The following is a 23,155-nucleotide window of genomic DNA, read 5'->3' as shown; positions in this document are numbered from 1 at the left end:
AATTTCAATATGTCTATTTTGATCAATAAAAACACCAAAGTCATTACACAAGGTATTACTGGTAAGACAGGTCAGTTCCATACTGAAAAATGTCAGGAATACGCAAACGGCAAAAACTGTTTTGTTGCCGGTGTAAATCCTAAAAAAGCTGGCGAGTCCATTTTTAACATTCCTATCTATGGAACGGTTAAAGAGGCTGCACAGCAAACTGGTGCAACTACTTCTGTTATCTATGTTCCGCCTCCTGGCGCGGCTGCAGCAATTTGGGAAGCGGTTGAAGCTGACCTCGACTTTGTGATCTGTATTACCGAAGGTATTCCTGTGCGCGACATGCTTGAAGTGCGCAACAAGATGCATGCAAAAGAAGCTGCTGGCGGCAAGAAGACTTTATTGCTTGGCCCTAACTGCCCAGGCATCATCACGCCAGACGAAATTAAGATTGGCATCATGCCTGGACATATTCATAAGAAAGGCCGCATTGGTGTTGTTAGCCGTTCCGGTACATTGACTTATGAAGCGGTTGGTCAGTTGACAGCAATTGGTTTAGGTCAGTCCACAGCAGTAGGTATTGGTGGCGACCCAATCAATGGCCTAAAGCACATCGACATTATGAGAATGTTCAATGAAGATCCAGAAACTGATGCTGTGATCATGATTGGCGAAATTGGCGGTCCAGACGAAGCTGAAGCTGCTCGTTGGTGCAAAGACAATATGAAAAAGCCTGTAGTTGGCTTTATTGCCGGCGTAACAGCGCCTCCAGGCAAGCGAATGGGTCATGCAGGCGCATTGATTTCTGGTGGTGCTGATACTGCTGATGCCAAACTTGCCGTTATGGAAGAGTGTGGCTTCAAAGTAACAAAGAACCCATCAGAAATGGCTGCTTTATTGAAGGCCATGTTGTAATTAGCGTTTGGAAAAAGGGTGCTGCTAAAACAGCATCCTTTTCTGTAGTACCCAGTAGTTAAAAATAAAATAAAACATAAGAGAAACGTAGGAGACACCATGGATTTTTCAGCATTTTCTGACGCTACCTTTTGGGCGGCGCTTTTATCAATCATCGTTGCAAATATTTTGTTATCTGGCGATAACGCAGTTGTGATCGCTTTAGCATCGCGCAATTTGCCACCAGCACAACAAAAGAAAGCAATTTTCTGGGGTAGTGCTGCCGCAATTATTTTGCGTGTCGTGCTCACCATTACAGCAGTAGCATTGCTTACTTTGCCGTACTTAAAAATTGTTGGTGGCTTGTTATTGCTTTACATCGGTATCCAGCTTTTATCTGATAGCGGTGGTGAAGAGCATATGGAAGCCAAGACCAGCATCTGGGCTGCTATTCGTACGATTTTGATCGCCGATTTAGTAATGAGTTTGGATAACGTATTGGCAGTTGCAGCTGCAGCACAAAAAGGTCCAGAAGAGACTCGCCTCCTTTTGTTGATCATTGGTTTGGGAATGTCTATTCCATTGATCATTTTTGGTAGCGCTATGTTGCTGAAGGTGATGGAGCGTTTCCCAATCATCATCACTTTGGGCGCCGGACTTTTGGGTCTGTTGGCTGGTGGAATGTTGGTCGATGATCCTGCTATCAAAGACAGCATTCAGGCTGCTTTAGGTGACGCCAAGCTTGCTTTTGAGGTAATTGGTGTTGCTATCGTGATTTTGGTGGGAACTTATCTGAAGAAAAAGAACGCTGCTAAAGCGCATTGATTTTCTTACAGTTGAATCAGAAAAGCCGGCCTTCAAAGCCGGCTTTTTTATTGGTAACTTCCTTGTGAGCATGAGGCGTAGACTGGATCATGAGGCATTTCACCTCGGAGCTAGAAAATATGCAGAGTCAAAATAAAGGCATTCAAGAAAAGCAAACTTCAGATATTCATGAAGATGCTGGATTTACCTTGATTGAGGTGATGGTGGTCGTGGCCATTATTGGCATCTTGGTTGCCGTAGCAGTACCGCAATATCAAGACTACATTGCTCGAAGCCGTGTTGTAGAAGGCATGAATTTATCCTCAAGTGCCAAGCTGGCAGTTACGGAAGCCTTTGCAAGTCGCGGCACTGTACCAATGGATGAAGCAACCCATGGATCCTTCACATTTACACCAACTCGCAGTGTTAAGCTGATTGAAATTACTCCGTCAGGAGCAATCGCAATCGACTACCAAGCGAGTGTTGCGCCAGAGGGTAAAAACACCCTGCATTTAGTCCCTACAAATGAGCCTGATGCTAATTCTCCTAAGCCATTGGATCTCTCAAAGCCAGAAGGCTCAACTTGGGCTGGTGGATGGTCCTGTAGGTCAACGGAAACTAACTTGATTTCTCAGTTGTTGCCCTCTGAATGCAGAATTACAAATAAATAAGTTAAATAGCCGCCTTAGGGCGGCTTATTTGTATAGTAGAGATATGAATCGCATATTTCTGAAATTTTTCTACTTATTTGTCGCCATATTTTTATTCATCGGCAGCGTCGGCGCTCAGACTGTGTCTGGCACATGCAATATCGAAGTGAAAACTATTCCCATCGGCGGTGGCGCTGTTGAATACCTTAAAGTAGGTAAGGGTGCCCCCATTCTTTTATTGCATGGGCTTTTTGCACAAAAGGAGCAATGGTCAGAGCTTGCCTGCTATTTATCTGCTGCAGGTTATTTAGTGGTTGCGCCTGACTTGCCTGGATATGGAAAAAGCGCTCCCTTTCCTATCGTTGATTACAAATTAGAAAATCAAGTTAGGCTGCTTCATGAATTTACAAATGCATTAAATATTCAGAAATTAGATCTTGCCGGAAGTTCTATGGGTGGCGCAATCGCAAGTATGTATGCGCGAGCCTATCCGATGCAGGTAAGGTCGCTTGCCTTCATTGGTTCGCCATTAGGCATTAGCGGCTGGAGTACACAGGTAAAGAGCGCCCTTTATCAGGGTATTAATCCCTTCATCCCTATTTCTGTGGATCAACTCAATCTAGAGAATCAACTTTTATTTTATAAGCCGCCTGTAGTGCCAGAATCTCTTCAACAGAGTCTAATCGCTGATTATCAAAAGTCTAACCGCCACTATCAGCAGGTATGGGATATCGTTAATCTGTATTTATACGAGATTGAAAAAAATCCACCATCGCCTATCCCTACTCTTATTCTGTGGGGCAAACAAGATAGGATTTTTGATGTTGTCGACATTCAGAGGTTGCGACAAAAGTATCCGAAAAATCGATACTTAGTTATTAATGAAGCCGGCCACCTATTGATGCTTGAGACCCCTAAAGAGGTTGCTACCAATTACATTGAATTTTTAAAATCAAAGTAATTATTAGGCGGGGTTGTTAGATTTCCACTCCCCACTCTTGCCGCCACTCTTCTCAAGTAGTTTCACATCACCCATCACCATGCCTCGGTCTACTGCTTTGCACATATCGTAGATTGTGAGTAAGGCGACTTGGACTGCGGTGAGGGCTTCCATCTCTACGCCAGTTGGCCCGGTAGTTTCGGCTCTTACTTGGCAGGCAATGCTGCTGTCTTGGGGATTGGTTCGAAACTCTAGGCTAACGTGGGTTAGGGCTAATGGGTGGCAAAGAGGAATCAGGTCTGACGTTCTCTTGGATGCCTGAATACCTGCAATTCTGGCGATACCTAGAACATCGCCCTTTTTATGGTTGCCAGCTTCGACCATTTTGAAGGTTTCGGGAAGCATAGTGATCTTGCCGGTAGCGATGGCGATACGATGGGTGTTAGGCTTATCGCCAACGTTTACCATGTGGGCTTGCCCGCTGGCATCAAAATGAGTTAGTTTGTTCATGGGATAAGTTTTACCATATAGGGATGCAAGACATAAAGTCAGATCCAAAAACCATATTTTTGCGCCGTACTTTGGCCATTTGGCTCATGTTGGGGCTGACTTTCTCCGGCTTTCCTGCTTATTCTGCAACTCCTACAGGGGACGTCTCCGTAGAAGGTAATTCTGCTGCTATTCAGAATATTGGCAGGGCCATGCAGTCACCCGATGCGCGTCCGGCTAATGCTCCAACACGAAGCGCTTTGCGCAGTCAACCAACCATTGTTTTGCCGGACATGGGTGATCCAGGAGGCGACGCATTAAGTCGAGTGGATGAGCGTAAATATGGCGAAATGATTATGCGCCAGATTCGTCCTGACCCTGATTACTCAAATGACTTGCCTCTTTATGATTTTCTGAATCAGATGGAACGCCGCTTGCTACAGGCTGCAAAAAAATTGCAGCTTGGTGGCGCAAACGAGCAGGGTAGCGGAGCGTATAACTTCGAAGTGTTTGCTGTAAAAGACAGCAGTATTAATGCGTTTGCATTGCCCGGAGGATTTATTGGTTTTCATACGGGATTGATTGTGAGCGCAGAATCCGATTCTGAGGTAGCTTCAGTTATGGGGCACGAAACGGGCCACGTATTGCAGCGGCACCTAGCTCGTCAACTGGATAAGCAAACCACTAATACGATGATTGCGATTGCCGGCATGGTCCTTGGCGCCTTAGCAATGTCTCGTAATCCGCAAGCTGCAGCGGGCCTTATGCAGGGCGGTCAAGCGGCTGCTATTAACAATCAACTCTCTTATTCGAGAGATGCAGAGCGTGAGGCTGATCGTATTGGCTTTCAGATTTTGGAGGCCAGTGGTTACGATGTAAATGGTGCACCAGGCTTTTTCCAGCGCTTACAAAAGGCCACCGGTATTATGGATAAAGGTGTGCCTGCCTACGTACGCACCCACCCCTTAACAACAGATCGTATTGCCGATATGCAAGATCGGGCGCGGACTGTGGCAACGCGCAACGTGCCTAGTTCCGTTGAGTTTTATTTCATCAAGGCGCGAGCACGTATGGAACAAGCTGGTAGTTCGAGTGGGCTATACGACTTAAAAAATACTTTTGATAGCTTGAGTAAGCAACCTCAAATTGGAAAACAGTTAGAAGGTTTCTATGGCTTAGCTCTCATTGCTCAGCGTCAAGGAAAAATTGATCAAGCCGAAACCAATTTGCAGCAAGCGCGCAATTTAGCCCAGAAGGCCAGTGCGCCAGGCTCGCCGATCCAAAGGCAGAGCCTGTCTTTGGATATCACCGCTTCTGAATTAGCTTTGGCCAAAGGCAAGAGTGAAGAGGCCCTGCAAATTGCTCAAGCTACTTTGCGTGCATATCCACAATCTTATGCAGCCGGTGCGGCAATGATTAATGCTGAACTAAAACTCGGCCGTACCAATGATGCGATCACTTGGCTAAAGGCGCGAACAAGATCTCAGCCCAATGAAATTGTGTGGTGGAATTTATTGTCCAAGTCTTATGATCAGGCTGGTAATGTCCCCATGCGTCATTACGCGCTTGGTGAAAAATATGCCCTTGAGGGGGCTTGGCCTTCAGCAATTGAACAACTTCGCATTGCTCGCTCAGCTGGTGGGGCCGATTTTTACCAGGGCTCCAGTATTGATGCTCGTTTGCGTGAAATGCAGAGGCAATATCAAGATGAGCTCAAAGAGCAGGGTAAGCAAGCTCCCGGTTAAGGTTGCGGCGTAGCTTGGTAACGAAAGCGCGTAGCTAACTCTTGGGAATGTATGGGGTCTAGTGGAAGCTGCTTTCCTTGCCAAGACCAGGATCCCCCAAAGCTACAGGCTTCTTCGCGGAGTTTGGCTAGCTCAGAAAAACGATCTAGATCGTGATCATGCAAAAGGGCAATTGTTTGAGTTTCTCTTTTAAGAAATTGCCGGCTTTCATTACTAATCTTGCTGCTGTCGCAGATTGTTTGATCTACTTTTCCAACAATATAAATATTACCGTTTTCATCGCTTAGGGCTGAATCTGGATCAATGACGTTATGACATTGAGTAAGAAATTGTTCGCCTTGATCGTTGGGGATGATGCGTGCAATCCAGGGGGTGGCATCTAGCGAAATAAAGACACGCTGTGGACCGTTTTGAAAAAAATACCTTCCGAGTTCATCACATGCGTAGTTGCGAGCAATAAAGTCATTGAGAGCAACGTGTTGAATAACTTGCCCTGGAAGACGATTTTGTTGCGAAAATTCATCGCGCATCCGCCATAGGCCACGACGATCTAGTGCAAGCCAGCCATAGCAATCAGGCACATTTGGCCACTTCATCAGTGACCGAAGTACTTGATCATCCATAGTGTCTAGTGCAAGCCGTGTGGTGTAGAGGGTGCGTCGAAGGTGTCTTCAGTGGAGTGACTTGCGTGTAAGTGCGCAATACGCCATCCCTGACTATCTTGTAGAAGCACCAGTGTGATGTTGAGGAAAAATTCTGCTTCAACTTGATCTGCTCGTAAATGAACAGCTTCAGTCGTGTCATATACAGCGGCGCCAAGTACTGAGTGACTAATGCATGCGATAGGTTCTAGAAATAGTGGTTGCTTTGCAAGTAGTCGTTCCAAGCCCTCGCGAATTTCTGCATGTCCAGTTAGGCGATGTCCTTCAGGGAGAACGCAGGTAATGGAATCATCATCCAGCCAAATATCTAAAGCACTTTGTACGTCACGATGGCTCAGTGCATCACGCCATGCCTCGACAACATCATCTGCATTTTGAAAGAGTCTGGCAAGTTTAGGCATAGCTTACTTTTCCTGAGTTAAGACGGCAAGGTATTTAGTGTAGCCAATACCTGTGCTGGCAATATGTCATTTAAGCACTTGAGGTGTCCTAGGGGACACTCTCTCTTATGGCATGGGCTGCAAGGAAGGTTTAGCCAAATGACTTTGGCTTTATCGGACAGTGGTGGCGTATGAGCGGGATCGCTTGACCCAAAAATGGCAACTTGTGGTGTTTTGAGGGCTGCCGCAATATGCATTAAGCCGGAATCATTGCTGATGACTGCTTTACTCATGCTAATTAGGGCAATGGCTTCATCAAGAGAGGTATCGCCACACCAGTTATGAATATGACCATCCCCTTTGGTTTTGGATTGGATTTCTAGGGCGAGAGAGTGATCGCCTTTGCTGCCCAAAAGGATGATTTGATTATTTGGGTTATTGGTAGCAATGCTTTGCGCCAACTCCGCAAAATGACCAGTTGGCCAACGTTTAGTTGGGCCGTACTCAGCGCCAGGGCACATCACGTAAATATGTGACCCATCAATGTGGGCAGTTTTTAATTTAGCCTGTACCGAGTGATGAGCTGGATTAGATACATTTAACTTTGGCGTGATATTTACGTTGGTTGGTGAAGCATGCTCACCATTTAAAAGCTGACCCAATGCAAGATAGTGCTCAACCATCGGCGGCCGATTTACTTTACTTGGATTATCTAGTGCTACGTTAATTAAGCCAAAACGCAACTCACCGCGATAGCCAATTCGAAAAGGAATGCTAGCAAGCCATGGAATCAGCGCTGACTTCAGGCTATTAGGCAATACAAAACACGCCTGATATTTTTTTAGTGCGAGCTTACCGGCTAATTCTTTACGCAAGCCCCATTGCAATTGTTTGTGCTCAAACTTTGCTTCGATGACTTCATGTACTTCTGAGCAGGCGCGATAGATTGGAGCAACCCAAGTGCTGGCAAGTACATCAATTTTTGATTCTGGATATTGTGCTTTGAGAGACGCCAGCAAGGGCTGTGTCATTACTGCATCCCCAATCCAATTTGGGGCGATGATCAGAATACTGTGCATGAATGTATCCCGACTCAGCGCCTCAATGAGAGGCGCTGATAAGGCTTAGTGACCGTGTGGCTCAGTGCCGGGAATGAGCTTGTACTCTGCGCCGCAATAAGGACACTTCGCTTCACCGGTTTTAGTAATGTCTAAGAAAACGCGTGGATGTGAGTTCCATGCAGGTGTTTTATTGGTAGGGCAATGTAACGGCAAGTCTTTGCCATTCACCATCACAACTTGAGCTTGAGTCATATGCTGTTCCTAATTACTGAAGTTACTTTACGTAGGTGAGCCAAGATTTGTATTTATCGTCTCTGCCGTAAACCGCATCGAAATACGTCTTCTGAATTTTTTCAGTGATCGGACCACGTTTGCCATCACCAATAGTGCGATCGTCTAGTTCACGAATTGGAGTTACTTCAGCAGCAGTGCCGGTGAAGAATGCTTCGTCAGCAGAATAAACTTCGTCGCGAGTGATGCGTTTTTCACGAACTTCGTAGCCGAGGTCTTTAGCGATCTGAATAATGGAATCACGTGTGATGCCATCCAAACAAGAGGCTAAGTCTGGTGTGTATACGATGCCATTGCGAACCATAAAGAGGTTTTCGCCAGAGCCTTCAGAAACATAACCTTCGGTATCGAGCAATAAAGCTTCGTCATATCCATTGGCAGTCACTTCTTGGTTAGCTAAAATGGAGTTGATGTAGTAGCCAGAGGCCTTGGCGCGCACTAGGGAGGAATTAACAAAGTGGCGGGTAAAAGAGGAAGTTTTGACGCGAATACCCTTGTTTAGGCCATCTTCACCCAAATAGGCGCCCCATTCCCAGGCGGCGATTGAGGTATGAATGCTGTTCCCTTTTGGGGAGATTCCCAGCTTTTGGGAGCCAATAAAGATGATCGGGCGGATATAGCAGGCTTCTAGCTTGTTGCTATTTACCGTATCGATAATGCCCTTGGTGACCTCTTCGGGGCTATAAGGCATGTTCATTTGGAAGATCTTAGTTCCGTTAAACAGGCGTTTTACGTGCTCTGGAAGGCGGAAAATGGCTGTTCCCTGGGGGGTTTTGTAGGCTCTAATGCCCTCAAATACGCCCATTCCGTAGTGTAGGCTGTGTGTTAACACGTGAACATTGGCCTCGCGCCAAGGAATTAGCTTCCCATCAGTCCAAATAAAGCCATCGCGGTCGGACATCGACATTTTCTTTACCTTTTGTGTCTATTAAGTATCTATAAAAGCGGTTTTAGTAAGGCATCAGGCCGGTAGATATTGGTCTTTCAGCCCAGAATGCATTTAAGTCCTTATTGTAGAGCAGGCAGGGCAGTCTGTCGGCTTGGATCCTTAGGGTAAATGGGTCGGAGCCTTTAGAATGGAGCATTCCCCATAAACCACAAATTTACCCAAACTCATGCCGGAATCCTTATTTAAAGTTAAGCGTTTAAGCGAATTAGCCCAATCAGGTCAATTAAAGGGTAAGCGGGTTCTTATCCGTGCCGATCTGAATGTCCCCCAGGATGAGGCTGGAAATATTACTGAAGACACTCGAATTCGGGCATCAATGCCTGCTGTACAGATGTGTTTGGATGCTGGGGCAGCAGTCATGGTGACTTCTCATTTAGGTCGCCCAACCGAAGGTGAATTTAAACCGGAAGATAGTTTGGCTCCTGTTGCTGACCGAATTGCGAGTCTGCTGAATCGCAAAGTTCCTTTGATCAGCGATTGGGTGAATGGCGGCTTTGAGGTAAATCCAGGTGAGCTGGTATTACTAGAGAACTGTCGTCTGAATGTTGGTGAAAAAAAGAACAACGACGAATTGGCAAAAAAGATTGCGGCATTGTGTGATGTTTACGTAAATGATGCATTTGGAACTGCTCATCGCGCTGAAGCAACTACTCATGGTGTGGCGAAGTTTGCTCCTATAGCTTGCGCTGGCCCTTTGATGGCTGCTGAGTTAGATGCCTTAAGTCGTGCATTAGCAAGTCCGAAACGTCCTTTAGTGGCAATCGTAGCGGGCTCCAAGGTTTCTTCTAAGCTCACTATCCTTAAGGCTTTATCAGAAAAAGTTGATGAGTTAATTGTTGGTGGTGGTATCGCTAATACCTTCATGTTGGCCAAAGGCTTACCTATTGGTAAATCTCTTGCTGAACCTGATTTGGTTGATGAGGCCAGAGAAATCATGGAGATCATGGAAAAGCGTGGCGCTCACGTTCCCATTCCGGAAGACGTTGTTGTCGCAAATGAACTTTCTCCATTGGCCCGTGCAAACCGCGTGCCTGCAGATCAAGTTGCAGAAGATGACATGATTTTGGACATTGGCCCAAAGACTGCAGCGCGTTTATCAATCATGCTTGCTCATGCTGGCACGATTGTTTGGAATGGCCCATTAGGCGTTTTTGAAATTGATCAGTTTGGTGGTGGCACCAAAATGTTGGCAGCAGCTATCGCACATTCACCAGCTTTCTCTATTGCTGGCGGTGGCGATACTTTGGCAGCTATCGCGAAGTACGGTATTGAGAATCAAGTGGATTACATCTCTACTGGCGGTGGTGCCTTCTTGGAGTTCCTTGAAGGCAAAACCTTGCCAGCCTTTGCAGTACTTGCTGAAAGAGCGAAAGACTAAATATGTTGAGAGCAACAAAGATCATTGCAACCCTAGGGCCTGCCTCAGAAAAGCCTGAAGTGTTGCGTGACATGATTCGTGCCGGAGTCGATGTGGTGCGGATGAATTTCTCTCATGGTACTGTTGCAGACCATAAAGCGCGCCATGATTTAGTGCGAACCATCTCTGCAGAAGCTGGCAAAGAAGTTGGCATCATGGCTGACTTACAAGGCCCAAAAATCCGTGTTGGAAAGTTTGTAGAAAATAAAATTTTGCTCAAAGAGGGTGACAAATTTACTCTCGATGTAGCTTGTGAGCTTGGTGATCAAACCAAAGTTGGTCTTGACTACAAAGAATTACCGGGTGATGTAAAGCCAGGTGATCGCCTTTTATTGAACGACGGCTTAGTTGTTCTTACCGTTGAGAGTGTTCAAGGCGGAGAGATTTTTACCGTTGTTGAACAAGGTGGACCGCTCTCAAACAATAAGGGTATCAATCGTGCTGGCGGTGGTTTAACCGCTCCTGCTCTGACTGAAAAAGATATCGCTGACTTAGACGCAGCTATCGCAATGGGCGTAGATTTCTTGGCAATTAGTTTTCCAAAAGATGGTGCTGATATGGCCTATGCCCGTGAGCTGGCAGATGCTGCTAGCGCCAAGTATGGTGTTGGTAAGGTCAGAACGATTGCAAAGGTGGAGCGTGCAGAAGCCATTGAGCCAGAAGCACTCAAAAGCATTATTGCTGAGAGCGACGGAATTATGGTTGCGCGCGGTGACTTGGCTATTGAAGTCGGTAATGCTGCTGTGCCTGCCCTGCAAAAACGCATGATTGCTTGGGCGCGTGAGGCGGATAAATTTACGATTACAGCTACGCAGATGATGGAGTCCATGATTAATGCTCCAGTTCCAACGCGCGCAGAGGTAAGCGACGTTGCGAATGCAGTGTTGGATGGTACTGATGCGGTAATGTTATCTGCTGAATCAGCTGCAGGCATGTATCCAGTGCAGACCATTAAAGCAATGGCTGAAATTTGTGTAGAAGCAGAGAAGTCAGATCGTGTGAAACTCGATACCGACTTTTTGGATCAAACCTTCACCCGCATTGATCAAACAATTGCTCTTGGAGCCCTTTTCACAGCCCATCATTTAAATGCGAACGCCATTGCAGCTTTGACTGATTCAGGATCAACAGCGATCTGGATGAGTCGTCACAATATTCATGTGCCTATTTTTGCGTTGACCTCCAAGATTGCTACACAGCGTGCATTAAGTACATATCGCAATGTCACCCCAATTGGTTTGGACTACACCAAGGATCGTGACACTGCATTGCAAGAAGTAGAGGCATGTCTGAAAAAGGTGGGCGCGGTCAAAAAGGGCGATACCGTTGTGCTGACCTCTGGTGAGCCAATGGGCGAGCCTGGTGGAACCAATACCCTCAAAATTATTCATGTGAAGTAATTCGCATCTTTAACTAAACGATTTATTTTTAAACCTAATTACTATTTATTAAGAGAACATCATGGCTTTAGTATCTTTAAGACAACTCTTGGATCACGCTGCTGAAAATGGTTATGGCCTACCAGCATTTAACGTCAACAACTTAGAGCAAGTGACAGCGATTATGGAAGCGGCACATGAGGCTGATTCTCCAGTCATCATGCAAGCATCTGCAGGCGCACGTAAATACGCAGGTGAAGCGTTCTTGCGCCACTTGATTTCTGCCGCAGTTGAGGCCTATCCACATATTCCTGTAGTAATGCACCAAGACCACGGCCAAAGCCCGGCAGTTTGTATGGCAGCCATTAAGAGTGGCTTTACGAGCGTGATGATGGATGGCTCATTAGAGGCTGATGGCAAAACAGTTGCTAGCTATGAATACAACGTAGACGTCTCCAAAGAGGTGGTGAAGTTCTCACACTCCATTGGAGTTACTGTCGAGGCAGAGTTGGGTGTATTGGGCTCACTCGAGACAATGCAGGGCGACAAAGAAGATGGCCATGGCGCTGACGGCAAAATGACTCGTGAACAGTTGTTGACTGACGTTGAACAAGCAGCAGATTTTGTGAAGGCAACTCAGTGCGATGCTTTGGCAATTGCGATTGGCACCAGCCATGGCGCATACAAGTTCAGCAAAAAGCCTACAGGCGATATTTTGGCAATCGATCGTATTAAAGAAATTCATGCGCGTATTCCGAATACTCATTTGGTGATGCACGGCTCCTCTAGTGTTCCGCAAGAGTTGCTTGCTGAGATTCGTGAGTTTGGTGGTGACATGAAAGAAACCTACGGTGTTCCTGTTGAAGAGATTCAAGAGGGCATTAAGAATGGTGTTCGTAAGATCAACATTGATACGGATATTCGTTTGGCAATGACTGGTGCAATCCGCCGTTACTTTATTGAGAACCCATCTAAGTTTGATCCGCGTGATTATTTGAAGCCAGCCCGTGAAGCCGCTAAGAAAGTCTGTATTGCACGCTTCCAGGCCTTTGGTTCTGCTGGTCAAGCATCCAAAATTAAGCCGATCTCTTTAGAGAAGATGGCTGAGCTATATAAGAGCGGCAAATTAACTCAAATTGTGAAGTGATTTAAATATGGCCGCTTTGTACGCAACCTCTATTAAGTCATTGCCTTTGCTTTCTAAAGGCAAGGTACGCGATGTATATGCGCTAGATGATGACAAGTTATTAATGATTACGACTGATCGCCTCTCCGCTTTTGATGTGGTGATGGGCGAGCCTATACCTGAGAAGGGTGTGGTTCTGAATCAAATGGCAAATTTTTGGTTTGATAAGTTGGCCTCTGTTATTCCTAATCATTTAACTGGCATTGACCCAGCTACTGTTGTAGCTGCAGATGAAGTAAGCCAAGTTAAAGGTCGTGCTGTTGTAGCTAAACGCTTGAAACCCATTTTGGTTGAGGCAGTGGTGCGTGGCTATTTGGCTGGTAGTGGTTGGAAAGACTACAAGGAAACCGGCAAGGTGTGCGGAATTGCATTGCCAGCCGGTTTAGAAAATGCTCAAAAATTACCTGAGCCCATTTTTACTCCAGCAGCTAAAGCTGAAGTCGGTGAGCACGATGAAAATATTTCATTTGAAAAAGTAGTTGAACTCATTGGTGAAAAATTAGCCAATCAAATTCGCGAAGTAAGTGTTCGTTTGTATAAAGAAGCTTCTGAGTACGCAGCTACTCGCGGCATCATCATTGCTGATACCAAGTTTGAGTTTGGTTTAGATGCTAACAATCAATTAGTGTTAATGGATGAGATTCTGACTGCTGATTCTTCCAGATTCTGGCCGGCTGAGACCTACTATGTAGGCTCCAACCCACCTTCGTACGACAAGCAGTTTGTCCGAGATTGGCTAGAAACTGCAATGGTGGACGGCAAGTTGTGGCCTAAAACAGCCCCTGCACCGCAATTGCCGGCTGATGTCATTGAAAAGACTGCGCAAAAGTATCGCGAAGCCTTAACCAGGCTTACTGAGCAAGGTTAACTCGGGGATAATGAGATCCTTGGGAAAAATTGAAGGTATTTGGAGAGGTAAATGAGCAAGAAGCCAATTGTCGGAATAGTAATGGGGTCCAACTCAGATTGGGACACCATGCAGCACGCCGCTCAAATGCTTGAGCAATTTGGCATCCCTCATGAAGCTAAAGTGCTCTCCGCACACCGCATGCCAGACGATATGTTCCAGTATGCTGAAAAAGCACAAGCCAATGGCTTGCAAGCCATTATTGCTGGTGCCGGGGGTGCGGCGCATTTGCCAGGCATGCTCGCTTCCAAAACAATTGTTCCCGTTTATGGTGTGCCAGTAGCGAGCAAATATTTACGTGGCGAAGATTCTTTGTATTCAATCGTGCAGATGCCGAAAGGCATTCCGGTTGCCACTTTTGCAATTGGTGAAGCTGGTGCAGCCAATGCCGCCTTGCACGTTATTGCTGGTTTAGCTTTACATGATGCGGATTTAGCTAAGCGTTTAGAAGATTTCCGTGCGAAGCAGTCCGATACTGCACGTTCAATGAATTTGCCGGGATATTAATTACATGGCAGATCGTATGGAACCCATTTTGCCGGGTTCGTATTTAGGAATTTTAGGTGGCGGTCAATTGGGGCGCATGTTTACCCAGGCTGCACAAGCTATGGGCTATAAGGTTTGCGTTTTAGATCCTGGCTCTGATAGTCCCGCAGGCTCTATAGCCGAAAAGTTTATTCAAGCTGACTACACAAACTCAGCTGCCTTAAAAGAGATGGCCGCTCTCTGCCCATCAGTAAGTACTGAGTTTGAGAATGTCCCTGCGCAGGCATTGGATGAGTTGGAGGCTCTTGGCGTATTTGTTGCGCCACGTAGTAGCTGCGTCTCTTTGGCGCAGAACAGGGTGGCTGAGAAAAAATTTCTAGCTACCTGGAAATCAGAAACCAATATTGGTCCAGCACCATACGCCGTTGTTGAGCATGATGCTGATATTGCTCATATTCCAGCCGACTTGTTTCCTGGAATATTGAAGACAGCTCGTATGGGTTATGACGGTAAAGGTCAAATTACTGTTTACACGGCTGCGGATTTGCCGGCAGCCTGGGCGGAATTAAGCAAAGTTCCTTGTGTATTAGAAAAGCGCATGGATTTAGATTTTGAAGTATCTGCCTTAGTAGTGCGCGGATACGATGATGCCGTGGTTGCTTATCCAGTTTCACAAAATATTCACCGCGATGGTATTTTGCACACCTCTACTGTGCCAGCGCCATCCCTAAAGCCAGCACAAGAGAAAAAAATTGTAGAAGCGGCAAAGGCACTCATACGAAAGATTGATTACGTAGGCGTACTTTGCGTGGAGTTCTTTGTTCTTAAGAATGGCGATATCGTCGCTAATGAAATCGCTCCTCGCCCACATAACTCCGGCCACTACACCATGGATGCTTGTGTTAGCAGTCAATTTGAGCAGCAAGTAAGAGCAATGGCTCGTCTGCCTTTAGGTGATACGCGTCAGTTAGCGCCAGTATCAATGCTGAACTTATTGGGTGATCTTTGGTTTGAAGGTAGCGAAGATCAACCAAAAGAACCTGCTTGGAATCAAGTGCTAGGTCATCCTGATGCTAAATTGCATTTGTATGGAAAGTCCGAACCGCGCATGGGTAGAAAAATGGGTCACATCAATTGCCTGGGCGAAGCTCTCAATGAAGCGCGCCAAAACTGTGCAGCCGTTGCTACTGAATTAGGCATCGAGCCCTAGAAATGTCCAGCGACAGTAGCCTGCAATCTTCTGCAGTAATTAACGAAGCAGTACAAACATTGCGTGATGGTGGTTTAGTCGCCTTTCCGACCGAGACCGTTTATGGGTTGGGCGCAGATGCTAAAAATGCTGAAGCCATTAAGAAGATCTTTACTGCCAAGGGTCGTCCTTCGAACCATCCATTAATTGTTCACCTTGCCGCACCAGATAGGTTTGATCAGGCTCAAGTGGATTGGGTGCCGATACTGGCTAATTGGGCAAGAGATGTATCGGAAGAGGCCTTAAAGCTAATCAATGCATTTTGGCCAGGGCCGCTAACGCTGGTCTTCAAGAAAGATAAAAGCGTATTGACGGATTTGACTGGCGGTCAAGATACGGTAGCGATTCGTGCGCCGTCACATCCTATTGCTCAAGAGCTATTGCGTAAATTTAAAGGTGGCGTTGTAGCGCCATCAGCCAATCGTTTCGGCAAGGTTTCACCGACCAGCGCTTCAGATGTTCGTCATGAATTTGAAGGCATGCTCGATTTGATGATCTTGGATGGAGGCGATTGTGAAGTGGGAATCGAGTCAACCATTATTGATTTGTCCTCAGGTGATAAAGCGATACTTCTCAGGCCGGGTGCTATTACACCAAGCGAGATTTTTGCTAAGACAGGTGTCAAGGTGTATTTGCCCGGTGATGTAAAAGCAAATGAATTGACAGAAGATCTTCCTAAAGTATCTGGAAGTCTCAAGGCTCATTACGCCCCAACTACGCCTTTGCGTTTGTATGCTCCAGGGCGCGTCTTAGATGCCTTAAGTGAATTTCCAGATATTAAATCTCGGGTTGCAGTAGCTGTTTGGGATTCGGATTCTTGCTTGGGTGACGACGGTCACCCATCTGCTCACTTTGAGGAAGTCGAAGTACCAAGTGATAGCGCTGCATTTGCTAGTCGCCTATATCGTTCCTTGCGAGATTTGGATCAGCAAGGCTGGGATCTTATTTTGTTTCCTGAGCCACCAGCAGGTGAGGAGTGGGATGGCGTGAGAGACAGGCTTCAGCGGGCGTGCTTTGGTTCTGGACCATCCTCTAGTAGCCACGTCAGCAATTGATCGTGCGCTTCAAGACCTCTCCAGGCATTGGGGTGGTTAATGAAGGAAGTCACGGCGTACATCTTTCCTGATTTACTCAAAACGTAACCTGATATTGCGCGCACCTCTGCTAGTGAGCCAGTTTTAATTCTGGCCTCAGGCTTTTTCTTAAGATGTAAAAACTTACGAAGTTGACCTAACAAACGATTGCGCATGGTGCCATCAGTTCCCGCTATCGGAAGGCTGTTGTAGAACACTTCTGCTACGGGAAGGTTGCGAGCGGTTAAGAGAAGTTGATTCATTTGCTCTGCAGAGATGGCCTCATTGCGAGATAGCCCAGATCCATTTTCAATAACCAGGTCCGTAAAATTCAAACCGTTTTGCTTGAGCCAACTCTGAATTACTAAATCACCATTAGCAGTCGTTGCGGGTTTACCCATTTTTTCTAAAGCAAGCGTTAATAGAACTTGCCGCGCCATGACATTGTTAGAGTATTTGTTAATGTCCAAAACATCATCGGCTAGCTTGATACCCTCAAATTGCAGCAAGAGACGAGCCGCAAGCGGAACGCTGCCATCCTTGCCAATAGGCGGTTTGGCCCAAGTGCCACCAGCCAATTCCCAAGCAGCTGCAAAGCCTTGGGTTAAGAAGGTATTAGCATCCAAAGCAACGATATTGAAGTTCACCCCCTTACAAGAGCTTGGAAAAGCTCCTGAGAACTGGGCCGTTAAGGCTTGATCGGTATTGCCGATTTCTTCTGGGTCTAATTTAAATCCAATATTGCTTTTCCAGTTATCGCAAGGACGATCTACCAGCTGCATTTGATTCGATACCTTCAGTTGCGATAGTGCTGGTGTATAGCTGATGTCAATAAAGTCGGCAGTTCGTGACTTACCCAATTGAAAGGAAAGAGTACGAAAAGCATATAACAATGGATCGGGCGGTACGTTATAAGCACGTAAAGATTCGCCATCAATCGTGTTATGTTCCATTACGCTCGGAGCATAGGCACTGCGATCAAAAAATAAATTACCGTCAATTTTTTGAATACCAAGATTCTGTAGTTCTTTCATCATCTTGGCGAGCTCTTCAGGGATGAGTTTTGGATCGCCTGTGCCTTGTAAATACAAATTACCCTTCAAGACTCCCTGACGAATAATGCCGTCGGTATAAATATTGGTGCGCCAACGATATTGCGGCCCCAAAATATCCAAACCGCTCAAAGTGGTTAGCAGCTTCATTGTTGAGGCGGGGTTCATGACTACCTCAGGACGCCAACCCAATATATTTTTGGCAACATGCTTTCCCGGGCGCCCAGGCTCAATCTCTATTACCGAGATGCTGATGGCATCTTTGGGTATTTGATTGCGTTCAAGACTGCTAGTTACCGATTTAGGTATATCCAGTACAGCAGCATTATTAGCGGCGGCGCTGAGGCTGACAAGCCAAAAGAGGGCCGCTATTAAAGTCGAGTAACGAAGAAAATATGAGCGCATTCCTCATAGGATAAACCCACCTTATTGGAAGGGGGTGAACTTCAATATTTAGGGTTCTATGTATTTCGATTTGTAGCGGGCAATAACTTGATTTTCCTGTACCAATAATTGAATAAACGCGCAGATCCTGTGCCTCAAATTGCCCTTTTCCTCAAGCTCAGAACAGGCCTGAATAAATGCCTTAGCGCTGAGTAGTTGGGCGCCACCTTTTACCTTATGAATCAGGCTGCTGAAGGTGTCCTCATCACATTGATTGCTTTCTAGTATCTCAAGAGTCTCATCATGGACTTTCTTGATTTCATCTAATACCACCAAAATATGATTTGGGTTATCTCTTAGCAGGCCTGCAAATGCATCAAATGAATATTCATCGGCGCCAACTTCCGAGATGATTTTTTCAGTCACTTCCTGAGTCGAGAAATAGCGAGTCAATTCGTTTTCTAGGGTCATGAGACTGAGTGGTTTGATGAGAACGCCATTCATACCGGCAGCAAAAAACTGGTGGCGTGAATCCAGCGCATAAATATCTGCGGTGACACCAATGATGATGAGATCGCGATGTCCTAGATCTCGAATTCGCTTAGCCAGTTCTGAGCCCTGCATTCCTGGAATGGATTGATCGGTTAATAAGAGATCGAAATTGGTCTGGGTAATCAAATCTAGAGCGGTATGCGCGTTATCGCAAACTGCCACTTCAATTCCCAGTGCCTCTAGTTGCAAGGAAATAATTTGTCTGCTAGCTGGGTGGTCTTCAACTACTAGGGCTCGTAAGGTGCGATTTGATTTGTTGTGACCTTTAGACACTAGCTTTCTTGACTGTGGCGCCTTGCCATTAGTCGGCGCTTGTTCAGGCGCAGCAATGCTAGTGCGAGGAAATGCCACGCAAAAATGAATATTGCTACCAAACCCTGGGGCGCTATCAAAAATATAGTTGACTGCCCATTGAGGTAACTAGGTGATTAGTAATGGTGAGTCCAAGACCAGTTCCCTTGTGCTGCTCGCTCGTACCCGGAATTTGTTCGAATGCTTGTAGAGCTAGCTCAATATTTTCGGATTCCATGCCTACGCCAGTATCGATGACTCGAAACTCAATCAACTGTCCCGCATGGTCATCTGCCAAAACGCTAATAGAGAAATAAATCTCTCCATGCTCAGTAAATTTGATGGCATTACTAATGAGGTTTTGTAGGATTTGCCGCAGTCGGAGTGCATCAATCATCAACACTTGGGCAATCCGAGGGTCTTTAGTGGTGTGAAGTGTGAGATTTTGGATTTGAGCAACGGTTGAAAATGCGGAATCGATATCGTCGATGAGGGTAATGAGGCAGCAAGGCTCTAAATTGAGAGTGAGCTTACCCGCTTCAATTTTGGAAAGATCTAAAACTTGATTAAGGATTCCTAGTAGCGACTCTGCTGATGAGTGGGCACTTTTGAGTAATGTTTTTTCATTATTCGGGAGTGGGCTTTTTAGCAACAGCTCCTGCACTCCCAAGATAGCATTCATTGGGGTACGAATTTCATGGCTCATCGTAGCCAGAAATGAAGACTTCGCAGCATTCGCTTTTTCGGCAAGCTCTTTAGAATTCATGAGTCTCTCAGTTTGATGAGTATGTAGTTGATTTTTTCTTTTTATGTACCAAAGTAACAAGGTTCCGCCCAGCAACGCTGCCAACGCTGAAATCCAGTTAAGTTGCGGGTTATTAGACTTGCTGCTGTATCCCCATGCCTCGTTTGTATGAAGGGCAAATATATTACGTGATTCCATGGGGTCTAAGTTATCCAGAAAGCCACCAAGAACAGCATGCAAAGCCTCGCTCTGATGGGCAATTAGCCAGCGGTATTCAAATGGCTCTCTGCTATATAAGCCATTTAATTGCAATTTCTGGCCGTTCACTTTCTGAATGATTTGTTGCGCAAGGCGCACTGGTAAGACTAGTGCTTCAATATCATTTTTGAGTAGATCAAAGATTAATTTTTCGGTGTGACTAGAAAGCCTGGATTGCGGATGGGCTGGAGATGGGGGATTTTCATAACCACGATCGAAGTAGGCAATATTGATTGGTTCGATGGGCGCATTTCTTTCTGAGCGCTTTGTCAGAATTGCATCATGACCCCAAAAAATTGCTTCTGATAGGGAGCCAAACCTTAGGTATTCATCATCTAGAGTTGGTGGATCAATAATGAAGTCGACTTCCCCGCTAGCGAGTTGTTGCAATCCTTCTTGATCGCTCTTGCGCCATTTAGGCAGAAATTCCTGCTTAGTAAAATCACTAAGCTTGCTCAAGATGCTATGAAAAACGCCGGCCTCACCATTCCCATTTAATTCTAGATAAGGCGCGTACTTTTCATGAATGCTAAAACGGACTACAGGATGGGCATCGACCCATCTTTGCTCGCCTGGGCTCAGCAAAGTGGCATAAGAATTGCTTATGACCCCATTGAATAGGATAAAAGCAATGCGAGTAATGGATCGACGCATATTGCTTTAGCTTTCGATGATGTTGTTCATGCGGCAGAACAAGATCAGGTCAGCAATATTATTAATCCCGAGTTTGTCAAAGACCCTGGTCTTGTAAGTGGCAACTGTCTTATTACTGATATGTAACATGTCAGATATCTGTTGATTGGTGTTGCCTTTGCCCAGATATTTCATGACCTGTAGCTCGCGATCCGAAATCAATGCAAGCTTATCGTTATCGCTTAATGAGCTATTACCATTTTTGCCATGAGTGAAAAAGTTATATCCTTGAGATATAGCTACGCAGGCAGCCAAAATGACATCCGCCCCTGCTGTTTTATTGACAAAGCCATGGCCACCTAATGAGCGCACTCTCCCGCCATAGACAGCTTCATCCATACTTGAGAGAACCAGTATGCGCACATCGGGGTACATGAGGCCGATACGGCGGATCACATCAAACCCATCGGTCTTGGGCATATCTAAATCTAGAATGACCATATTGGGATTTACTTCTTTCATTGACCTGAGGCACTCCTCTCCATTTTGAGCTTGCCCTGCAATCTCAAATAACAACTGGTCTTGCAACATACTTTTAAGAGCCATCAGCATTGCTGGATGGTCATCTACCAACATCACGCGTTTTCTCATTACTTGTCTCCGTTTTGGTTTGGGTGTTGATGAGGGTGCAGCGAAAAAATGGCTTTAGCGATACGGCTATCGTTTATTTGAAGCATTTGATGGCGACTGACCGGCGCCATCATTAGTCCCCCATATGCATGATCTGCAATGAGAGTTGATGCATTTTTTAAATCTTGTACTAAGCCAATGTTGGCCGCATAAATTTGTGTGGGTGAATATGGTGATTGTCTTAACTGGGATAGCGCATCACTGGCTAGATTGTGCTCACGAAGTGTGCTCATATCAATGTGCACGCCTTCTAATTGCATATCAGTGATCCAATGCAACTCTTCAGCACTGCCGCAGAAATTTAAGCAATGCAGCAAGACGCCCAATCTTCGTAAACGAAGCAAGCCTTCTTTACAAGCATCAACAGTGGCAGAGTCTGGGACGGATTGAATGCCAATCGCTACTAAGCCAACTGGTAGACGTGAGTTCAAAATCAATTCACTCATTGCATCTACATAGCTACTTGAGGCTAGGGCATGGGTTGGCATTGGCAAGATTCCAGGAATAAAGCGACCGCTGCGATACCAGTACGAAACGGTATCTAGACCCTCCATAAAGAGGCGCAGTAGTTGCATATCTGATGCGACGAGCAATGGTCTAAATAAGGATCCTGTCAGTTTTGTTCCCTTGCGGTTAAAAATGGGTTCATGGCTAATCGCTTGTCGCTTAGACCAGGATTGGTGTTCTTCGAGAGCTTGGCTACTAAGGCCAAGCCAGGGGTCGCCACAGGCGTCTCGTACTTCGTGGAAGGGTTTGTTCTTCCATGCCTTTACAAGCGTGTACAGCCGGGATTTCGGGCTCATCAGCATTCTCCAATCGGTGACTGTTCAGTCTAGGCAGGACGGATTGGAGCGGTAAGGGCTTTAGGCTGATTTATCTGTAGGAATCGCCCTACCAGCCTGTCCCCATTATAAAAAGAGGTCAAATGTAGGGGATAAGTGATTGTTGAAAATAAAACGTTTATTTATCAATGACTTATAAAAATATATACCACTATTTTTAAATAAATATGGTCGTTCAATATAAAAAAATAACTTAAAAGCTCATTTAATTTAAAAAATAAATTGGATATGCGGTGGTTCTTGAGTTGTGGCGGCCAAATAATTAGGTCTAAGAATCTGAATCACACGAAACCATTGGCTACTCTTTTTGTTGTATGTGCAACAGTTATAGATTGCAATAAAAGCGCAGGACTAATTTAAGAGTAATCGTTTGGGCTGGATATCGTTTGAGCGGCAAGATTATTTAGTGAAAACCTCAGTAGTCTATATTCGGCAATATGAGTATCCCCGTTGTCTTCAAGGAATATGTCTAGAAGATGAGGGATTGAAGAGTGAATATTTTTGCGGGTAAAGTAGTCTGAGAGGCTTGATCGAGTAAGTATCACCCAGAGAAAGTTCCAGATAAGAAGGTGCCTTTCAATTACTTCTGGTTTATGTGCCCTAATTGGCTTTTCATCTGATAGTGATTCTGAGCAATGACAGCAGAACCTCAAAGCAACTTTTCGTAACGTTGCAGGTATCTTTAAATTGGTTGAGTTACAGGTTTGCCTTCCATTGCAATGTTGACAACGAAATCTCATTGGTCGACCATGAACATGGCAGACCCTATAAAACTTTAGGCGCCATGAATATCTCCAATATGGCACTGACTCAGCCAAGCAGTCAGGGCAGAACGAGATAAACGGTTGAAACTTATTGTCTCGATTAAAAATAAAATTTAATTTCCTATTATTTCTATTGGAGATAAATTGAGTTGCCATTTTTGAGAGGCTATTCTTATCCACATCTATTCCATGAGTTATCTTTTTAAAAAATAGAGGGAGGTTAGATACATCAAGATCAACAGGCTTTAAGATTGCGAAAGCCTCGAACAATGCATGTTGTGGTAAGCGGTGTTCATGCCGTATCCTTGCAAACCAGGAGCTAGCCACTTCTTCCTCAAGAGGGGATGGAAGCCAAAGTAAAGTGGGTGAATCAGATGATATTTTTGCCATTAAA

General features: G+C 45.5%; 24 protein-coding genes. 12 read left to right on the top strand and 12 right to left on the bottom strand.

The window, feature by feature from the left end; all coding sequences use genetic code 11:
- The first annotated feature begins 9 nt into the window (after positions 1–9).
- The 4 genes from sucD to JaK3_RS00160 all read left to right on the top strand — a co-directional run bounded on the left by sucD (position 10) and on the right by JaK3_RS00160 (position 3,297).
- Positions 10–903 (top strand): succinate--CoA ligase subunit alpha, encoded by an 894-nt coding sequence (gene sucD / locus JaK3_RS00175; protein ID WP_068319459.1) that lies wholly within the window; start codon positions 10–12, stop codon positions 901–903.
- Between the two features lie 99 nt (positions 904–1,002).
- Complete coding sequence (locus JaK3_RS00170; protein WP_068319457.1) at positions 1,003–1,707, top strand: TerC family protein; 705 nt, start codon at positions 1,003–1,005, stop codon at positions 1,705–1,707.
- An 89-nt stretch (positions 1,708–1,796) separates the two neighbouring features.
- Complete coding sequence (locus tag JaK3_RS10900) at positions 1,797–2,357, top strand: pilin (protein ID WP_276203323.1); 561 nt, start codon at positions 1,797–1,799, stop codon at positions 2,355–2,357.
- Between the two features lie 43 nt (positions 2,358–2,400).
- Positions 2,401–3,297 carry an alpha/beta fold hydrolase gene (locus JaK3_RS00160; protein WP_068319453.1) on the top strand — a complete coding sequence of 299 codons (897 nt, stop codon included), beginning with the start codon at positions 2,401–2,403 and terminating at the stop codon, positions 3,295–3,297.
- Between the two features lie 3 nt (positions 3,298–3,300).
- Here the strand turns inward: JaK3_RS00160 and moaC are convergent, their stop codons facing one another.
- Positions 3,301–3,786, bottom strand: coding sequence for a cyclic pyranopterin monophosphate synthase MoaC (gene moaC / locus JaK3_RS00155; protein ID WP_068319451.1), 486 nt, complete (start codon positions 3,784–3,786; stop codon positions 3,301–3,303).
- A gap of 23 nt (positions 3,787–3,809) precedes the next feature.
- On the opposite strand from moaC, the gene JaK3_RS00150 reads away from it, so the two are divergent.
- Positions 3,810–5,510, top strand: coding sequence for a M48 family metalloprotease (locus tag JaK3_RS00150; protein WP_068319449.1), 1,701 nt, complete (start codon positions 3,810–3,812; stop codon positions 5,508–5,510).
- Here the strand turns inward: JaK3_RS00150 and JaK3_RS00145 are convergent.
- From JaK3_RS00145 to JaK3_RS00125, 5 genes are read right to left on the bottom strand one after another with little or no spacing between them, the layout of a single operon-like run.
- Positions 5,507–6,133, bottom strand: coding sequence for a DUF2946 family protein (locus tag JaK3_RS00145; protein ID WP_068319447.1), 627 nt, complete (start codon positions 6,131–6,133; stop codon positions 5,507–5,509). The two genes, JaK3_RS00150 and JaK3_RS00145, sit on opposite strands and share 4 nt — an antisense overlap.
- Positions 6,134–6,138: 5 nt before the next feature.
- Positions 6,139–6,573: a nuclear transport factor 2 family protein gene (locus JaK3_RS00140; protein WP_068319445.1), complete on the bottom strand. Its 435-nt coding sequence runs from the start codon at positions 6,571–6,573 to the stop codon at positions 6,139–6,141.
- Between the two features lie 17 nt (positions 6,574–6,590).
- A complete protein-coding gene (gene waaF / locus JaK3_RS00135) occupies positions 6,591–7,631 on the bottom strand; it encodes a lipopolysaccharide heptosyltransferase II (protein WP_068319443.1) in 1,041 nt (346 codons plus the stop codon).
- A 45-nt stretch (positions 7,632–7,676) separates the two neighbouring features.
- On the bottom strand, positions 7,677–7,865 hold the full coding sequence (locus tag JaK3_RS00130) for a zinc-finger domain-containing protein (protein ID WP_068319441.1): 189 nt from the start codon (positions 7,863–7,865) through the stop codon (positions 7,677–7,679).
- A gap of 22 nt (positions 7,866–7,887) precedes the next feature.
- Positions 7,888–8,811, bottom strand: coding sequence for a branched-chain amino acid transaminase (locus JaK3_RS00125; protein ID WP_068319439.1), 924 nt, complete (start codon positions 8,809–8,811; stop codon positions 7,888–7,890).
- 208 nt (positions 8,812–9,019) lie between these two features.
- Between JaK3_RS00125 and JaK3_RS00120 the strand changes: the two genes are divergently transcribed.
- The 7 genes from JaK3_RS00120 (at position 9,020) to JaK3_RS00090 (ending at position 16,532) form a co-directional block, all read left to right on the top strand.
- Positions 9,020–10,231, top strand: coding sequence for a phosphoglycerate kinase (locus JaK3_RS00120; protein ID WP_068319438.1), 1,212 nt, complete (start codon positions 9,020–9,022; stop codon positions 10,229–10,231).
- Between the two features lie 2 nt (positions 10,232–10,233).
- Positions 10,234–11,670, top strand: a complete 1,437-nt coding sequence (gene pyk / locus JaK3_RS00115) for a pyruvate kinase (RefSeq protein WP_068319436.1) — start codon at positions 10,234–10,236, stop codon at positions 11,668–11,670.
- A 61-nt stretch (positions 11,671–11,731) separates the two neighbouring features.
- Positions 11,732–12,796, top strand: a complete 1,065-nt coding sequence (fba, locus tag JaK3_RS00110; RefSeq protein ID WP_068319434.1) for a class II fructose-bisphosphate aldolase — start codon at positions 11,732–11,734, stop codon at positions 12,794–12,796.
- Between the two features lie 7 nt (positions 12,797–12,803).
- Entirely contained in the window at positions 12,804–13,703 is a 900-nt protein-coding gene (locus JaK3_RS00105; protein WP_068319433.1) for a phosphoribosylaminoimidazolesuccinocarboxamide synthase, read from the top strand.
- Between the two features lie 51 nt (positions 13,704–13,754).
- Positions 13,755–14,249, top strand: a complete 495-nt coding sequence (gene purE, locus JaK3_RS00100; RefSeq protein WP_068319431.1) for a 5-(carboxyamino)imidazole ribonucleotide mutase — start codon at positions 13,755–13,757, stop codon at positions 14,247–14,249.
- Between the two features lie 4 nt (positions 14,250–14,253).
- Positions 14,254–15,438: a 5-(carboxyamino)imidazole ribonucleotide synthase gene (locus JaK3_RS00095; RefSeq protein ID WP_068319429.1), complete on the top strand. Its 1,185-nt coding sequence runs from the start codon at positions 14,254–14,256 to the stop codon at positions 15,436–15,438.
- 2 nt (positions 15,439–15,440) lie between these two features.
- Complete coding sequence (locus JaK3_RS00090) at positions 15,441–16,532, top strand: L-threonylcarbamoyladenylate synthase (RefSeq protein ID WP_068319423.1); 1,092 nt, start codon at positions 15,441–15,443, stop codon at positions 16,530–16,532.
- Here the strand turns inward: JaK3_RS00090 and dacB are convergent.
- The 6 genes from dacB to JaK3_RS10940 all read right to left on the bottom strand — a co-directional run bounded on the left by dacB (position 16,478) and on the right by JaK3_RS10940 (position 23,151).
- Positions 16,478–18,007 (bottom strand): D-alanyl-D-alanine carboxypeptidase/D-alanyl-D-alanine endopeptidase, encoded by a 1,530-nt coding sequence (gene dacB / locus JaK3_RS00085; RefSeq protein ID WP_068319421.1) that lies wholly within the window; start codon positions 18,005–18,007, stop codon positions 16,478–16,480. The genes JaK3_RS00090 and dacB overlap by 55 nt on opposite strands.
- A 48-nt stretch (positions 18,008–18,055) precedes the next feature.
- Entirely contained in the window at positions 18,056–18,889 is an 834-nt protein-coding gene (locus JaK3_RS10790; RefSeq protein WP_205627470.1) for a response regulator, read from the bottom strand.
- 37 nt (positions 18,890–18,926) lie between these two features.
- The gene (locus JaK3_RS10785) at positions 18,927–20,486 is read right to left on the bottom strand and encodes an ATP-binding protein (RefSeq protein ID WP_205627469.1); all 1,560 of its coding nucleotides are present in this window, start codon (positions 20,484–20,486) and stop codon (positions 18,927–18,929) included.
- Between the two features lie 6 nt (positions 20,487–20,492).
- Entirely contained in the window at positions 20,493–21,116 is a 624-nt protein-coding gene (locus JaK3_RS00075; protein ID WP_068319419.1) for a response regulator transcription factor, read from the bottom strand.
- Positions 21,116–21,958, bottom strand: a complete 843-nt coding sequence (locus JaK3_RS00070; RefSeq protein WP_068319417.1) for a diguanylate phosphodiesterase — start codon at positions 21,956–21,958, stop codon at positions 21,116–21,118. The genes JaK3_RS00075 and JaK3_RS00070 overlap by 1 nt, the downstream gene beginning before the upstream one ends.
- 395 nt (positions 21,959–22,353) lie before the next feature.
- On the bottom strand, positions 22,354–23,151 hold the full coding sequence (locus JaK3_RS10940) for a TniQ family protein (protein ID WP_082786329.1): 798 nt from the start codon (positions 23,149–23,151) through the stop codon (positions 22,354–22,356).
- Positions 23,152–23,155 lie beyond the last annotated feature (4 nt).

Origin of the sequence: Polynucleobacter yangtzensis (genome assembly GCF_001595965.1) — a bacterium.
In the GTDB taxonomy this organism is placed as follows: domain Bacteria; phylum Pseudomonadota; class Gammaproteobacteria; order Burkholderiales; family Burkholderiaceae; genus Polynucleobacter; species Polynucleobacter yangtzensis.
The sequence above is the reverse complement of the archived record's forward strand: the minus strand, read 5'-3'. Positions and strand labels throughout refer to the sequence as shown.

What these genes read in the sequence shown, in the direction of transcription:
- sucD (WP_068319459.1), top strand. Translation starts at nt 10, where the DNA reads ATGTCTATTTTGATCAATAAAAACACCAAAGTCATTACACAAGGTATT.
- JaK3_RS00170 (WP_068319457.1), top strand. Translation starts at nt 1,003, where the DNA reads ATGGATTTTTCAGCATTTTCTGACGCTACCTTTTGGGCGGCGCTTTTA.
- JaK3_RS10900 (WP_276203323.1), top strand. Translation starts at nt 1,797, where the DNA reads ATGAGGCATTTCACCTCGGAGCTAGAAAATATGCAGAGTCAAAATAAA.
- JaK3_RS00160 (WP_068319453.1), top strand. Translation starts at nt 2,401, where the DNA reads ATGAATCGCATATTTCTGAAATTTTTCTACTTATTTGTCGCCATATTT.
- moaC (WP_068319451.1), bottom strand. Translation starts at nt 3,786, where the DNA reads ATGAACAAACTAACTCATTTTGATGCCAGCGGGCAAGCCCACATGGTA.
- JaK3_RS00150 (WP_068319449.1), top strand. Translation starts at nt 3,810, where the DNA reads ATGCAAGACATAAAGTCAGATCCAAAAACCATATTTTTGCGCCGTACT.
- JaK3_RS00145 (WP_068319447.1), bottom strand. Translation starts at nt 6,133, where the DNA reads ATGGATGATCAAGTACTTCGGTCACTGATGAAGTGGCCAAATGTGCCT.
- JaK3_RS00140 (WP_068319445.1), bottom strand. Translation starts at nt 6,573, where the DNA reads ATGCCTAAACTTGCCAGACTCTTTCAAAATGCAGATGATGTTGTCGAG.
- waaF (WP_068319443.1), bottom strand. Translation starts at nt 7,631, where the DNA reads ATGCACAGTATTCTGATCATCGCCCCAAATTGGATTGGGGATGCAGTA.
- JaK3_RS00130 (WP_068319441.1), bottom strand. Translation starts at nt 7,865, where the DNA reads ATGACTCAAGCTCAAGTTGTGATGGTGAATGGCAAAGACTTGCCGTTA.
- JaK3_RS00125 (WP_068319439.1), bottom strand. Translation starts at nt 8,811, where the DNA reads ATGTCGATGTCCGACCGCGATGGCTTTATTTGGACTGATGGGAAGCTA.
- JaK3_RS00120 (WP_068319438.1), top strand. Translation starts at nt 9,020, where the DNA reads ATGCCGGAATCCTTATTTAAAGTTAAGCGTTTAAGCGAATTAGCCCAA.
- pyk (WP_068319436.1), top strand. Translation starts at nt 10,234, where the DNA reads ATGTTGAGAGCAACAAAGATCATTGCAACCCTAGGGCCTGCCTCAGAA.
- fba (WP_068319434.1), top strand. Translation starts at nt 11,732, where the DNA reads ATGGCTTTAGTATCTTTAAGACAACTCTTGGATCACGCTGCTGAAAAT.
- JaK3_RS00105 (WP_068319433.1), top strand. Translation starts at nt 12,804, where the DNA reads ATGGCCGCTTTGTACGCAACCTCTATTAAGTCATTGCCTTTGCTTTCT.
- purE (WP_068319431.1), top strand. Translation starts at nt 13,755, where the DNA reads ATGAGCAAGAAGCCAATTGTCGGAATAGTAATGGGGTCCAACTCAGAT.
- JaK3_RS00095 (WP_068319429.1), top strand. Translation starts at nt 14,254, where the DNA reads ATGGCAGATCGTATGGAACCCATTTTGCCGGGTTCGTATTTAGGAATT.
- JaK3_RS00090 (WP_068319423.1), top strand. Translation starts at nt 15,441, where the DNA reads ATGTCCAGCGACAGTAGCCTGCAATCTTCTGCAGTAATTAACGAAGCA.
- dacB (WP_068319421.1), bottom strand. Translation starts at nt 18,007, where the DNA reads ATGCGCTCATATTTTCTTCGTTACTCGACTTTAATAGCGGCCCTCTTT.
- JaK3_RS10785 (WP_205627469.1), bottom strand. Translation starts at nt 20,486, where the DNA reads ATGCGTCGATCCATTACTCGCATTGCTTTTATCCTATTCAATGGGGTC.
- JaK3_RS00075 (WP_068319419.1), bottom strand. Translation starts at nt 21,116, where the DNA reads ATGAGAAAACGCGTGATGTTGGTAGATGACCATCCAGCAATGCTGATG.
- JaK3_RS00070 (WP_068319417.1), bottom strand. Translation starts at nt 21,958, where the DNA reads ATGAGCCCGAAATCCCGGCTGTACACGCTTGTAAAGGCATGGAAGAAC.
- JaK3_RS10940 (WP_082786329.1), bottom strand. Translation starts at nt 23,151, where the DNA reads ATGGCAAAAATATCATCTGATTCACCCACTTTACTTTGGCTTCCATCC.